The following is a 607-nucleotide window of genomic DNA, read 5'->3' on the forward strand; positions in this document are numbered from 1 at the left end:
TTTGGGTGCTGTACGCTTCATTGACTTCGATATAGTGGCAACCTGCGTTCGCGCATTTATAATCCAGTTGCCGCTTAATCTCAAACCAACCAGCATCATAGACGGATTTGGCCAGTTTGGATGAAGTAAATGATGTTGATTTGATTTTACCAACAACGATTAAGTTGTTGGCTTTAACAAGCTTTGATGTGAATTTATGGATCAGATCTTGACGGGTATTTTTAATCTTGGCGTGAATCGCCTTGACCCGCTTTTTGTTTTTAGCACGTTGGGCGATGGCCAGCTTTTCTGCGTATTGATGGGTGACTTTGGTTTGTAACTGATCACCATCACTACTGACCGCTGAATCTTTACAGCCCAAATCAATACCGACTTGGCCCGTGCCGCACTTAATCTTTGGAAATTCTTTAACGGTGATACAGGCATACCATCTGCCTCGTGCATCTTGTACCAACTCACAGGTGTTGATGCTGTAGAGCGAGAGATACCATCTTAAAAAAGCCAAATCAAGCACTAATTAGCTCAACTTTTGCTTGGTAAGACTGCTGATGTTTAATCACACCGAAACAGATATGCACAAGCTTGCGCATCGCTGCACAGACAGCCT

The 607-nt window shown here is 43.3% G+C and carries 1 pseudogene; it reads right to left on the reverse strand.

What is annotated here, in order from left to right:
* Nucleotides 1-517 (reverse strand): annotated as a pseudogene (locus JMX98_RS13995) (RNA-guided endonuclease InsQ/TnpB family protein); the annotation flags it as partial.
* Nucleotides 518-607 lie beyond the last annotated feature (90 nt).

The organism is Psychrobacter sp. HII-4, from assembly GCF_904846595.1.
GTDB lineage: Bacteria > Pseudomonadota > Gammaproteobacteria > Pseudomonadales > Moraxellaceae > Psychrobacter > Psychrobacter celer.